This window comes from Parachlamydia sp. AcF125 (assembly GCF_018342475.1).
Taxonomy (GTDB): Bacteria; Chlamydiota; Chlamydiia; order Chlamydiales; family Parachlamydiaceae; genus Parachlamydia.
The window spans coordinates 440,080-454,587 of sequence record NZ_JAEMUD010000002.1 but is presented as its reverse complement, the minus strand read 5'-3'; the positions used below and the strand labels follow the sequence as shown (position 1 = coordinate 454,587).

Below are 14,508 nucleotides of genomic sequence, written 5' to 3'. Positions count from 1 at the left end.
CTTGTAGAGCACTAAAAAAGTACAGAGCTTTTTATTCACGTTTTTCAGGTAAGAAAGAGTCTTAAAAGGACTATATTTATTTGCAAAAAAGCTAAAAGTGTTTAGGTAAGCCGTATTTTGGCTTGTATTTGGACTAAATTTATCATTTTTACTTAGCTTTCAAAAACGAGAACCAGCCAACTGTTTGTAACAACTATTCGGAGGATTTTTCAAGTGTTTGAAAATGTACATTTTGTAAGGAAATGCACAGAAGGCATATTTTACAGGTTTTAAGCCCCCTTTTTTCAATAACTCTAATTCAAAATATAGCTTGAATCCTGCTTACGTTAAATTGGCATTTTCATTAAGCTCTCCCCCGTCCTGTCCTATAGCAATCTCAATCTTGAGGCGATTCACGCCTCTGCGATTTAGATGGGGGAGATAGGATGAACGGGGGGGCTTTTATGGCTTGTAAGAGAGGAAGGAGCAAAATTCTCCTACCCTCCCACCTTTGTTTAATTATCCTTACATTAAATTTTTTCGCCACTCAAGCATTCGACAACCCCTTCTTCGCTGGGAGCTAGGGTAGTACCTTTGCCTTGTAAAGTAAGGTTGCTTTTAAATTTGTTGTAGAAGGAATGCATTGCAGGAGAAAGGAGGGCAGGGGCTTCCTCTAGCTGCTCTTCAAGGTAGCTTATATAGGCTAATAATTTAAAATTTACGTCAAAATTAACAACTTCAGGTTGTTGCAATCCTTCACTATTCAATTCTGTAGGCACTTTGCCAACCACAGGTGGAACTGGGGCGCCCCTCAGCTGAGGCTGTCCCCCAGGAATTTGACTCCATCCGTTATTTGGAGTGCCCCCTCTATGCCAAGTTCCTGAAGCTTTTCTGCCATTATAGCCTCCTTGGCCTGCTGTTCCAGCCATACCGCCTTGCCCATTTGAGCCATTGTTAGTTTCTGCATAATATTTTAACATGCGGTTAGATAGGGAGATAATTTCAGCAGCACCAGCCAATCCGCCTAATCCTCCTTGGCCGCCAGCTCCTGCGTTGCCGCCTGGCGTCCCAGCTATGCCGTAACTTTCACATAGTTGATCGGTAGTGTACTTACCAGTTTTACATTCGGGTCCGTAATGATCCCAGCCTTCAAATGTCGCCTTAACAATAGCATCCATCCCATTCTTTCCGTGAGCCCCATGTCCCCCGTTTTGCCTTTTACCCCCTCTCCCGCCATTTGAGATGATGGTGAGTTTTTCTAGTCCTACAAATACATCGTCTACGCCAAAGAAGTTCCCTCCACTCTTACCTGGAAGGCCTGGTAAGCCGTTAGTACCGTGGCCTCCATCTCCTTGGCCATGTGGGGCGTTATCTGGGTTATGATCTTCTTCATTTCCCCCTGTTAAATTTATTTTTCTTTCCTGAGTTATTTGCCAGAAGGGGGCTATGATCGTGAGATTAATGCCTTTTAGATCTGGTAAATCTTCATCTAAGATAACGGCATATAAAGCATAAATTTCGATGTCTTTAATTTTTTGGGGAGATCTTTTTGAAAGCTCTTCTTTTATCTGGCTAGTTCTCACAAATCCACCCTTAAAAGTTACTTGACCATCTGAAGTTGTATGTGCAGTTGCTTTTACTTTTGCTACCTCAAATAAACTCTCCCATGCATCAAATTGAGTAGGGTAGCTCAAATCTGCGCACCAATTTAATTCAGAAGGATAGAGCGATTGTTCATCGGGTGGTAATGAACTTGTTAAAAATTCAAGGACTGAATTATGTTGCCGAGCTTTATTTAGTATTTTTTGACTTAGCTCTAATTTCTCATGGATGTTAAGCACATAATTAGCTAGGGAGGCGGGTGTTTTAAGAATGTTTTGCAGACTCGTTGAAAGTTTTTTTATTGATATTTGATCAGAGGAAAAATTAAAAAATACTGCAAAAAATGAGGCTTGAATCTCGTTTAATAATTTAGAAGAAAAGTGACGTTTTAGGGAGCTGTGATAATAAGTAATAGCTCTCCTAATGACTTCTGCATGGGCAAGGGGAAATTTTACCTGAGTATTAGCCTCAGGGGTAGAAATATATCTGCTTTTTCGATGGATTAATTCGAGAATCTTCTCTTTTTCCTCTTCCCTACCAGACGTTCCCTCTCTTCGAGGTGCACTAAAAAGGGTGAACTTTTCTTTATCTATAATATAACGTAGGATTTCTCTGGTCTCTTCTGGTAAAAAACCTCCTTCAAGGTAAGTTGATAAGTATTGCTTTACTTCTTGGAAAGGGGATCTCATCTCTCTTAATTGCCTTAGTTCTTCTTGCTTTCTTTGAATTTTAGCGTCTACTATTTTTATTTGATTGGTCCACTTTACTTCATTTTTTAAAAACTCCCGTTTGTCTTCTAATAATTCCTTGATTTCTTCTTCAAAATCTTCTCTTCCTTTTTGTGCTTTTACCTTGGTAACCACTAAAGTAGTAGAGTCGACTATTTTCTTGCGGCCTTCTTCATCTTTGCAACAACCTATAAATTGCATCAGTTCAACTAATGCGTTAGGAAAATCACGGCCTCTCATGTAGAGGTCTGGAAATGGTACAACTATTACAATCTTTAAGGCTTTGACTTGCTTGATCACTTCTACGCGCGTAAAAGCGTTCACGATATCTTGAACAGCTCCTTTAGTGTCACTAAAACCAGCTAAATCAACATAGGTATAATCTTTATCTATTGGAGAGTAAGCACCCGGAACCGTTGTACAAGACCTCATAGGGGAATGGTTGACAGGCATGATGGGAGTAGTAAGATCAAAGGCTAAAGTACCGTTTGCCCCGTGAATACCCGATATGTTAACCCCATTGAGAAAATTGCATAAAAGGCTTTTCCCTGAACCACTTCTCCCTACGAACAGAATCGTTTTTTCTTTGATCTTTTTTTGGGCAAGCTCTTTTTGGCTTTCTTTAATTAGCTTCATGGTTTCTCTAGCTAAGTCTTCAGTAATAGAATCTGTGTCAAAGAAAGTCGGCCCGCTAGTCCTTTCTCCTCTGTTGTCTCGCTGCTCTACATAAAGACACGCTTCTCCATTGCCCACAGAACTTGTTTTAAAGTAAGCCTCTTGCAAAAATGTCTGAAAAGCAAGAGCGTTATTAATCAACCTTAATTCCTTAGGCATGTTTTCTCTAAGGATAGGGGTCTCTTGCCCGTCTTCATCAAGTACGGAAGCTTTTATTGTTTTTTCTGGCTCCATGTAGATGATTTTTAATCTTTCTCCTAAATTCTGAGTAAGTACAAGAGCTTCTACTATTCCTAGCAAGCGCCTTTGTACGAGAGTTACCCTATTAGTTTTTTCTCCCAGTTGTAGGGTGGGTGTCTTTCCAATTTTTACAGGTTGAATAGCTGCTTGTGAAAGGTTGTCTACTTGCATGGAAAATCCTTGCGTATGCTTGTTAGCGTTTTTTAATTTTTTTCTTATCTTCTTATTTAGCCGTATAAATCTTATAGAAAGGTAATAAAAATACTGCAAGAAAATATTTTACCTTAAAAAAACAAGAGAAATAACGTTACTTACCTCTTGCGGACGCGCTTTATTTTGGGAAGAGAAAAATAAGCGTTCCTGTGCTGATAAACTAAGTTTGATGAATTTTTAGGATTAGAGTGTCTTGGCTACTATTAAGCTCATAGGCACGAATTGGCTATTTGATTATTGAGGTACAGAACGTGCTAGCTCTAAATGTTAAAAGCACAATCTTTTAGCTTTTTTCCTATTTGATAGGTATTTTGCTTGCCATAGCTATTACGATTGCTCTTAATTCTGTAGATACTAACATGGCGATAAGCTTTTTAGCTTTTTAATAGTAGCCTGCACTTAAAAGCCTAGGTTAGTATTGCATGAAGTTGCAAGTATTGGTTTTTCTTCTATCCGCCTTTATTCTTTCAACAATCTTGCTTATTTAGATTTTAAAAAAGCCGTTTGGTTCCCCTCCATTTGCATTCAAAATTAGAGTACCAAAGTTTGAAGCATCTGAAAAAAGAATATTTTGCTTGCTTTATTTTAAATCACTTTCTTATAAGCTGCAGGTATTCCCCACGGGGCAATAAAACAAAATTAAAAACCAATAGCAAACATACGCAAGGATTTTCCATGCAAGTAGACAACTTTTCACAAGTAATCGTCCCTTCAGAAAAAAGTGAAAAAGCGCCACTCGTACAGATAGAAGAAAAAGCTAATCGAGTAACTCTTGTGCAACAGCATGCCTTAGGAACAATAGAGGCTCTTGTGCCTACTCAGAAGTTAGGAGAAAGATTAAAAATCTTTTACATTGAACCAGAAAAAAAAGTAAAAGCCTATGTGATCGGTAAGGACGGACAAGAGACCCCTATCCTTAGAGAAAACATGCCTAAGGAATTGGGGCTGATTAATAACGCTCTTGCTTTTCAGGCATTTTTAAAAGGAGCTTACTTTAAAACGAGTTCTTTTAGCAATGGAGAGATGCACCTTTATGTAGGACAGCGTGTTAAAGGAGGTGGAAGAACCGGTGAGCCTGCTTCTACTACTCCTACAGCAGATGAAAGAGATTTAGCTATGCAAACCATGAAGCTAATTAAAGAAGGCCAAAAAGAGCTTGCCCAAAAAAAGATTAAAGAAAAGGCGATCCTGTTTGTGGGAAGAACTGGCTCTGGAAAAAGCCTTTTATGTAATTATCTCAACGGTATCAATATCTCTGGAATTCCAGGGGCAAATGGCGCTTTTGTGTTTGATCCTGCTAATCCCATTATGCCTGTTAGCCATTCTAATACTCGCTCTTGTACCTCGGTTCCTGGGGCTTACTCTCCCTCAGATAAGGATTTTACTTATGCGGATTTGTCAGGGTTTGGCGACACTAAAGGAGCCGTGCAAGATATCGTGAACGCTTTTACGCGCGCTGAAGTGATCAAACAAACTAAGGACTTAAAGGTTGTAATAGTTCTACAATATCCGGATATTATCAATAGAGGCACCGATTTTCCTAACACCTTAAATGAACTAATGCAATTTATGGGTTGCTGCAAAGAGAGAGAAGGACGTAGGAGAATAGTTGACTCGATCACCCTGGTAGTTACAAAGGTAAAAGCACAAAAAGGAATAGAAGATTTAGAAAAGGAGGTCCAAGATTTATTAGAAGACAAACGACAGTTTTTAGAAAATGAAGTGAAGTGGGCTAGGCAACTAGAAAAAACTAACGCTAAAATTCACAAGAAGCAAGAAAAATTGAGACAATTAAGACAGACAGGATCCCCGCTCCAAGAAGTAAAACGGTTTTTACTAAAGTATCTTGAAGAGGATGTTTTACCTGAAGAGGCCAGAGAAATAGTGCGCTATATTATCGATAAAGAAAAATTTACCATTTTTAGTGCACCTCAAGGGCAAGGGGCGACTGGCACGCGCGATGAAAAAGAAAGAATCCTCGAATTGATTCATCAAAGAAGCGTTTACCTTTCTAAAGGAGAGGCTAAAATTCAAGTGAAAGTGCCGGCTGCGTATAGCGGGGTAATACAAAAAGCCATTACTTCTAATAAAAATATTCTTAAAAGAGATTTTTCTCCTAAGCTTTTAAAAGAGATGCAAACCTCTTTAGCAGAAATTTATAAAACTTCTTCCGGCCAGGATGCCATTAAAAAGCTCGCTAAGCGTTTGCAAGAAATTCCCCAAATCCCAATCAGTTTAGCTGACTATGTCAATAGTATAAATCAAAAAATCGGAGTAACTGCACAAACCTTAAAAGAAGCGCAGCAGCACGATCTAGTACTTAAATTTCTAACCGAATTATTGCCTAAAGTTGATCAACAAAGCTATTGCTATAAAGAGAACTGGTATACGGAATTAAACCATACCCTTCCTTTAACGACATGGAAAAATTTATTGGATGCTGTTACCAACCCGTCAACATTAACTACCACGGAAAACAGTAAACTAATTCTAAAGGGCTTTTTTCCAAAGACTAGCCAAATAAAAAATGAGCTAGCGAAAAGTTCTGTGCAAGGAATTAAAGAAGTGGAAATCTATGCCCTACATACAGTAATTATTGACGAAGATTTAACTACTAAACTCAACGGTGTCAATCTTACCATTATTGCTCCATGTTGGGAGATTATGGCTAATAATGGGAAGAGGATCTTTGATTTAACAGGAAGTGCTGGGGAAGCTCATCCGCAAGCTAAAGCTGCAAATGGGCGAGGAGATGGCGGTCATGGTGAAGATGGATTGGCTGGCCTTCCAGGTAAAAGTGGGGGGCATTTCTTTGGCATAGGGGATATATTTGTAGGGGTTGAGAATCTACAAATATTAGCCAATGGTGGAAAAGGAGGCAAAGGGCAAAATGGAGGAGATGGAGCTCATGGGCAAAATGGACATGATGCTACTGTAAGGCGGACATTCGAAGGATGGGACCATTACGGCCCCATTTGTAAGACCGGTAAGCATACTACAGACCAACTTTTGGAAAGCTATGGAAAAGCCGGAACGCCAGGTGGCAATGCGGGAGCAGGCGGCCAAGGAGGCCTGGGCGGATTAGCTGGTACAGCTGAAATTGTTTCCTTATCTGGCCAGGTGGTGCAACTCCAGAAAGAAGCCAAAAATGGCCTAAATGGGCAAAACGGTGTAGCTGGAGGAGTAGGCCAAGGAGGCTATAATGGAAGAAATGCCTCGGGAACTTGGCATAGAGGGGGCAATCCAAATAACGATTGGAATGGGATCTCATGGGAACAACCTCAGCTGAGGGGCACATCAGCCCCGCCTGTATCAGGCAAAGTGCCTGCAAGCTTGAGTGGCAAAGGTCTTAAGCAGCCAGAAAAGGTTAATTTCAGGGCGACTGCCAAAATACAAGAATATAGAGGTTATTTAGCTCAACAGCTAAACGAGACCGATGCAATTTTTCACCCTGCAATAAAAGCTGTTTCCGCAAGTATGAAAACAATTCAGCTCTAAAAGTAAGGCTAATGTCTCAGTCCGAAATTTCTAGATTTAAGAAACGGATTTTTTGAATTAGCCTAAAATCTGCATCTTGCTTCTTTCTATAGGACAAGATGCAGATTAGATTTTTTTAAAAAAAATATACTAGAGTAGAAAGGGAAATCCAAGCAATGAATAGCTAAGATTGGGTGGTAAGCTAGATGTCAGAATTATGTGAAAATCGCTGAAAAAATTAATAGCCGATTAAAATGCACTGCTCAAGAAGGCTAATTTAGGCATCTGTGTATTCGCCATGGTTATAAGAGGCCAAACTTTAGGAACAATTCCCCAAGGTATCATTTTCATTTCATATTTCTCTCCATTATAGCTAACAAAGACGAGGCCGCATCAGGGATTCCTTCATTAATTTTTCAAACTTCTCGTTGTTTGGACATTTAGGCATAGATTTATCTAGAAAATGGCATGCGGCGACTAGGCCATGTCGTTGAGCTTTGAGGCTTTTTACCCGCTCGATCAGCCCAGTCGTTAAATCTCTAGCTAGCTTTCCAATTAGCTCTTCTAGGCATAAGAGCGCCTACGAGGCATACTTTGCCAAGCTTCTATTAGCATTTAAGTAGGAAAAAATACTAAAACATTTAAAAAAGCTGTAATTGGATTATCCACTTTTGATACAAAATCCATAGAAGCCCTTTGTAAAAAGGCTTTAAAGCAAAAGATATTAGTAACTATACATTAGACAGGCCCTCGAGGTTTTTGCCGCATATGGCGCAAGCAAGCGATCTGCCGAAATGTCTTTTGAAGTAACCTTAAAAGAAAATAATTTACCGAATTTTAACAACCAAACTAAATACAAAAAGGCTTTTATTTCATGGAACATGTGCAGATGTCGACGGCTTTGCATTCAGTAGGATCATTCGCTAGACTGGCATCGGGGCGTGTACGAAGACACACTATCTAAAGATTTTTCCATATTAACAGCTTGCTATCTTAAGTGAGCTTTTTCCCCTTGCATATCATTGAGTTTTGTAAAAGTTTGTTTTAATCCTCCCCCTTGCTGTCAAATTTAGAGTATTAAAATCTGAGGGCTTCTGAGAAATGAATATTTTGCTTGCGTTATTTTGAATAACTTCCTTATAAGCTGCAGGTATTCCCTCAAGGGATAATGAGGCAAAATTAAAAACCAATAGCAAGCATATGCAAGGATTTTCTATGCAAGTAGACAACTTTTCACAAGTAATCGTCCCTTCAGAAAAAAGTGAAAAAGCACCTCTCGTACACTTAAAAGAAAAAGCTAATGCCATAACTCTCGTGCAAAGACACGCCCTAGGAACAGTAGAAGCCCTTGTGCCTACTCATAGGCTAGGAGAAAGATTAAAAATTTTTTATATTGAGTCAGAAAAAACAGTAGAAGCCTTTGTGATCGATAAAAGTGGAAAAGAAATCCCTATTCTTCAGGAGAATATGCCTAAAGAATTGCGGCTGATCAATAGTGCTCTTGCTTTTCAGGCCTTTTTGAAAGGGGCTTACTTTAAAACGAGTTCTTTTAGCAATGGAGAGCTGGGCCTTTATGTAGGCCAGCGTGGTAAAGGAGGAGGAGATAATGAACCGGCTCCCGCTGCTCCTAAGGCTGATGAAAAAGATTTAGCAATGCAAACCATGAAGCTGATCAGAGAAGGCCAAGAAGAGCTTGCCCAAAAAAAAATCAAAGAAAAAGCAATTCTCTTTGTAGGAAGAACTGGCTCGGGAAAAAGCCTTTTATGCAATTATCTTAACGACATCCCCATTGCTGGTATTCCCGCTGCAAACGGCGCTTTTGTCTTTGATCCCTCTAATCCTATTGTGTCAGTTAGCCATTCTAATACGAGATCTTGCACGACAGTTCCTGGAGCTTATTCTCCCTTAGGTAAGGATTTTACTTATGCGGATTTGTCAGGATTTGGTGACACTAAGGGTGCTGTTCAAGATATCGTGAATGCTTTTACGCGCGCTGAGGTGATTAAAAGAACCAAAGCTTTAAAGATCGTTATAGTTTTGCAATATCCGGATATTATCAACAGAGGTACCGATTTTCCTAACACCTTAAATGAACTAATGCAGTTTATGGGTTGCTGTAAAGACAAAGAAGGGCGCAAGAAGATAGTCGATTCTATCGCCTTAGTGGTTACAAAGGTAAAAGCACAACAAGGGATAGAAGAATTAGAAAGGGAGATCCAAGACTTATTAGAAGACAAACGACAGTTTTTAGAAAATGAAGTGAAGTGGGCCAAGCAAATAAGAAAAGCAGACGCTAAGATTCAAAAGAAGCAAGAAAAGTTAAGACAATTAAGACAGACAGGATCTCCACTCCAAGAAGTAAAACGCTATTTAACAAAGTATCTGGAAGAGGGCATTTTACCAGAAGATGCTAGAGAAATCGTGCGTTATATTATAGATAAAGAAAAGTTTACCATTTTTAGTGCGCCTCAAGGGCAAGGGGCGGTGGGTATGAAAGAGGAAAAGCAAAAGATCCTCGAGTTGATTCACCAAAAAAGCGTTTACCTTTCTAAAGGAGAGGCTAAAATTCAAGTTAAAGTGCCAGCTGCACACAGTGGGGTAATACAAAAAGCTATTACTTCTCATAAAAATGTTCTTAAGCGACACTTTTCCCCTAAGCTTTTAAAAGAGATTCAAATTTCATTAGCTGAGCTTTTTAAAACTTCCTCTAACGAAGATGCGGTTAGAAAGCTAGCGAAGCGCTTGCAAGAATTTCCTCAAATCCAGCTGGGCTTAGCTGATTATGCCGCAAATATAAATCGAAAAATAGGCTTAACTCCAGGGATCCTAAAAGAAGCCCAACAGCATGATTTGGTGCTTAAATTCCTAACAGAATTACTGCCAAAAGCTGACCAAGAAAGCTATTGCTATAAAGAGAATTGGTATACGGAATTGAACTACGCTCTTCCTTTAACGACATGGAAAAATTTATTGGATGGAGCTACTAAACCCTCGACGTTAATTACAACCAAAAGCAATAGACTCATTTTAAAAGGTTTTTTTCCAAGAACTAGTCAAATAAAAAATGAGTTAGCCAAAAGTTCTGTGCAAGGAATCCCAGAAATTTTAATTTTGGCTCTCCACACTGTGATCGTAGATGAGGATTTAACAGACAAACTCAACGGTGTCAATCTTATAATTATTGCCCCACGCTGGGATATTAGAGCTAATAATGGAAAGAGGATCATCAATTTAACAGGAAGCGCAGGGAAAGCTCATCCACAAGCTAAGGCCGCACATGGCCAAGGAGATGGAGGCCATGGAGAGGATGGATTGGCAGGCCTTTCAGGCGAGAGCGGAGGACATTTCTTCGGAGTAGGCGATGTATTTGTAGGGCTGGAGAATCTGCAAATATTAACCAATGGGGGTGCAGGAGGAAAAGGGCAAGATGGGGGAGATGGGGCTCATGGGCAGAATGGGCATGATGCGACTGTAAGATGGACATTTGAAGGCTGGGATCACTATGGCTCTGAAAATAAAACAGGTGCACATACTACAGATCAACTTTGTGAAAGCTATGGAAAAGCAGGAACACCAGGCGGCAATGCAGGGGCTGGTGGCCAAGGAGGATTGGGCGGATTAGCTGGAACAGCTGAAATTGTCTCCTTATCTGGCCAGGTGTTAAAATATCAAAAAGAAGCTGAAAAGGGTTTGAAAGGGCAAGACGGAGGGGCTGGAAGAGTAGGCCAAGGAGGCTATAATGGTAGAAATGCCTGGGGAACATGGCATAGAGGGGGTAATCCAGATAATGGATGGAATGGGCATGCTCATGAACAGCCTCAGCTGAGGGGTACATCAGCCCCACCTGTATCGGGTAAAGCCCCTCCGGCGTTAAGTAGCAAAGGGTTAACCAATCCAAAAAAAGTTAATTTCAACGTGAATGCCAAGCTACTAGAATATAGATGCTACTTAGCTCAACAGTTAAACGAAGCGAATGAAGTTTTCCACCCCGCAATAGAAGCTATTTATAATAAATATGAAAGCAATTCAGCTCTGAAAGATAAGGCTAATCTCTCAGCTTTCATTGAAGAAAGCCAAAAAATTGAAGATCTGTTTGCTAAAATGGGAGGGACTTCTTCCTTTCTGCCCTTATATCGATCATTGCTACAAAGAATTGAAGGGTTCGCAAAAAGAGCGACGCTTAGCAAGCCTGAAGACATAAAAGTCTTGCAATATCTTTACACCTCAGCCTTAAGCCGAATTTGCCAATTAGAAGCGAGTCGCGAATCTAGATTAATTATAGATATAAAAGCTTTCCTAGAACAGTCTGTAGATAGCATCAATAAACTTAGCAAGCTTGAAAAAAATAAATTGATAGAACATTACAGGAAAGAATATGAAACTCAAATAGCAGGTAAAATTGAAGAAGCAGAAAAACTGATTCAGCTTTTAAAGGAGAATCTTACTGCTGCTACAAGAAAAATTGACGATGAAATTAAAACTCTTTTAAACGAAATCGATCAACTTAAGGCAAATGCTGAGGGATCAAAAGCCAAGCTAGCAGTGGCACGTGATCGTTTAAAAGAGCAGATGAAAAAGAAAATGATTATGGGGGTTTTATCGATTACTGCTCAAGGTATCGGGGCTCTATTTCCCCCAGCTGGGCCTATTGTGGCTAGTTTGGCTGTTGCGGGACTAAATATCGCAAGTAATCCCTCAGGATGGGCCAGTGAGCTTAATTCTATCGGTAATAGTATTGGTCAGCTAGATGCCTTAATTAATAAGAAAAAAGGATCGATACCCTCTTTGCCAGCAGATGCCACTACTCTAGATAAAATGAAAGACTTTGCTCAAAAAATGAAGCCAGTAGCTGAAGCAGGTAAGGCGTTATTAGATCAACAAAAGTCTGATCAAGCCAAGGTGAACGAATTAGAAGCAGCCATTACAGATGCTGAAAGAGCTATTAAAGCCTTACAAGAATACCAAGGAAATGTGGCGGGATCTTTCAAAAATTCTTTGCATCAACTAGAAGATCAAGCTAAGCATTTCCAAGATGAGTTGAAAACCAAATCTTTGGTAGCTATTGATTTTAGCATGTTAGAAATTAAGAAATTTTTCGAAGCTGTCAGGCACAAAATCAAAATTTTTACCCAAGGATTTGCGGCGGGTGAGGGATTTATTCATATCTTTCAGCAAATGGAAGAAGCGATTGAAACCTCAATGACTCTTTATTCTCGTATTCACGCCTACCGAGATCAGGCTACACTTGCAAATTATATGGCGCATCTTCATTCTGCTGGAGTGCAAGGTATCCAGATCACAGAACCCAAACACAAAGAGGCGATTGATCGCTTAGATCGATCGATCCAGCGCAATATTGTTTTAGGGCAGTATGGTCGCGCAGTAGGGGCTGTGCAGCAGTGGGCTTTCCCCTTCGCCCATGAGTTTTTTAAAGATTTTGCTAACTTAAAACAATATTTAGAAATTCCTTCTGATGATGCTTGCCTGCAGCTAATGACTACAAAGCTTCGTTCTTTAAAAAATAGAGTAGCTGCTTACTACTCTGAAATTAATAAAAATATTGACGATGCGCTTATTGAGGCTCAATTTAGCGGCGAAGGTCACGCTTTTCCTTTTTATATATGGCGTGGTCATACGCAAAAACTAGAGAAGCTTTTACAGGGAAAAAACATTACTTTAAGCGCTGATGTAAATAACGCTTTAAATGGGTGCTCTGCGGTAAAATTCAGCAATATCGGAATAAAGATAAAATGCTCTTCTCTAGTTCCTACTGATAAAAGAGAAGAATTAGAAAGGAGGCTGAAAGGGTGTAAGGTTTATTTACGCCATTCAGGTTATTCCTACTATAAGTATAACAACACTCTCTATTCTATCCCAAGCAATACCTCTTTTGAACTCATGTATGCTTTTGAAAGAGATAGGAGCACAGGAAAGCCTATTCAAAGTAATAGCACCTATGGGAAGATGAGTGAAGGCAATTTAATGCTTAGTCCTTATACCCGTTGGGAGATTGAGCTGGAATCTCTCACAGGGGGCAGCCTTCATCTTGCTGAGATTGTAAAAGATTATCTAAAAGAGATAGAGATTCAGCTGGTAGGCAAAGGCACTTATGTCGATGAAGCGAGAATGAAAAAAAATGCGGCTGAATTGCAGCTTGATCGCTATTACCAAGATGCTTCTGTGATTGCGAGTCATTCACTCTCAGCCCCTTCTCCTGTCTCATCTAGCGCAGATAAGGAAAAAATTCTCACTCTAGAAGAGCAAAATGCCTTTAATCAATCCCACGTCTATGATTATTGGTATCAGGCGACCGATATTCATGCGATCCAGGCAGAGCTTTTCAAAAATGATAGCCGAGACTTTCATATTTTGCAGCCTATAGGCGCGGGTGAGCTGAATAAGAGAAGACTGGATGAGATCAAACGCGTGATAGAACAAAAACCTGTACTAGGTGTGTATAACATAGCAGATCTGCATTGGGTTGCCTTTTGCTTAATCAAAGACAAAACTAGCGGTAAAATTACGGTTCTCTATAAGGATTCGCTGGGCCAACTAGGAGATGCTCTTAAGAAAATTTTTGAGCGCAACGATTTTTCGCTCAAAGAATTTAAAAGTAATCAATCTGCAGAACAGAGAGGGGACAGCTCGAGTTGTGGGATCCTTGCTCTAGAAAACGTGAGGATTATGATCAACCAGCTAAGAGGCCCAAACCAAGCCCAATTTATTGCGCAGTTTAACGACTTCAGCCAATTTTGTAAGCTAGATCGAGCGAAGTATTTACGTACTGAAGAATTTCCTCGTTGTTATGTGTATGGAGTCCATGCATCCATGCGTAAAGAGAAAATTCAAGCGCAGCAATCTAAAGAGATTCGTAAACATCATCAACAAGAAGTTGATGAGATTGCTAATCAGCTGCGTCAAAATTCTAGTAAAACAGTAAAAAATTTGGATGCCGATGGAGAGCTTAATAAACAGGATGAAAAGGAGACGATTGCGATAGAAATAGGGTTAGATAGCTTTAAGTTCAAAGATGGTGCTTACAATTACCATTACAGAATTTACTGCACAAATGATATGACTATCGAGTGGTTGAAATTACACCTCCTAAGCTTTAACTTTTTAGGCATACAAGAGGCTGATTATAAAATCGAAAATAATGTCATCAAGATTTCTTCGGATAAAGTATCTATAACAAAAGCCGACAAGCTAAATAAAATAGCTACAAGTGGAAATGTAGATATTCAGGAATTGTTTGATCGATTGAACATCTCATCAGACACAGATACGCAAAAAGTGCGGGGCTTTCTAAGAAATTGAGAGGCTTGTGAATAGGAATGGGGCTTGGGATTGCTTATGCAGCCCGCCCCATTTTTTTGCTAAATTCAAACATCCTGGCTAAAAATAACGCTTAGGACAAAAAATAAGCTGATTTTATTCGAGAGAAATCACAGGCGTATTTGAGAAAACTACAAGCGTTATCGCGAAACGGGCTTGCCTTTGTTTAAAGCTACTGCACTCCCTATTTTGCCAGTTCTGCAGCTTTGCGTCTTCTCTCTCAGCAAGCTTTTGAGTTTAAATGCTTTAAATTCCTTGC

3 protein-coding genes are annotated in these 14,508 nt (G+C 39.7%); 2 read left to right on the top strand and 1 reads right to left on the bottom strand.

Features of this window, described 5'->3' with window-relative positions:
* Window positions 1-509: 509 nt before the first annotated feature.
* Window positions 510-3,395: a GTPase family protein gene (locus PARA125_RS05950; RefSeq protein WP_213157803.1), complete on the bottom strand. Its 2,886-nt coding sequence runs from the start codon at window positions 3,393-3,395 to the stop codon at window positions 510-512.
* 717 nt (window positions 3,396-4,112) lie between these two features.
* Here PARA125_RS05950 and PARA125_RS05945 point away from each other — a divergent pair.
* Both PARA125_RS05945 and PARA125_RS05940 read left to right on the top strand, forming a co-directional pair.
* Window positions 4,113-6,935, top strand: a complete 2,823-nt coding sequence (locus PARA125_RS05945) for a GTPase family protein (protein ID WP_213157802.1) — start codon at window positions 4,113-4,115, stop codon at window positions 6,933-6,935.
* Between the two features lie 1,194 nt (window positions 6,936-8,129).
* Window positions 8,130-14,231: a hypothetical protein gene (locus PARA125_RS05940; RefSeq protein ID WP_213157801.1), complete on the top strand. Its 6,102-nt coding sequence runs from the start codon at window positions 8,130-8,132 to the stop codon at window positions 14,229-14,231.
* The last annotated feature ends 277 nt before the right edge of the window (window positions 14,232-14,508 follow it).